This is a genomic window from Paraburkholderia sp. UCT2 (genome assembly GCF_014397665.1).
In the GTDB taxonomy this organism is placed as follows: Bacteria; Pseudomonadota; Gammaproteobacteria; order Burkholderiales; family Burkholderiaceae; genus Paraburkholderia; species Paraburkholderia tuberum.
Genome location: NZ_VZQO01000174.1, coordinates 1 through 317, shown reverse-complemented (window position 1 = coordinate 317; position 317 = coordinate 1). Strand labels below are relative to the sequence as shown.

Annotated in this window: 1 protein-coding gene; it reads right to left on the bottom strand. The window is 64.4% G+C overall.

Annotated elements, in window-relative coordinates:
- A partial coding sequence (gene tnpB / locus F6X39_RS36245; protein WP_410450776.1) for an IS66 family insertion sequence element accessory protein TnpB occupies window positions 1-122 on the bottom strand: 122 nt, incomplete at its 3' end.
- Window positions 123-317: the final 195 nt, after the last annotated feature.

Sequence of the window (317 nt, the reverse complement as noted above, 5' to 3'; positions counted from 1 at the left end):
AGATCGCCGCGCCGGCCCCGGAAGATGAACACGTTGCCACCCAGCGGATTGTCCTCGAGCGCCGTCTGCACCTTTGCCGCCAGCCCCTGGAACCCGCAGCGCATGTCGGTGACGCCTGCCACCAGCCGGACGCGTGTACCCGTGGGTAGAGAGATCACGATCGCACGCTCCCCAGGACGACGCGTAGCGTGTTGAACCGCCCCGGATTTTGTGGAGGCTCCAACTCTTGAGAGAATGGAGCCATGAACAAGAAGGTAACCAAGTTTTCCCCGGAAGTCCGGGAGCGCGCAGTGCGCCTGGTGCGCGAGCAGCGTAGC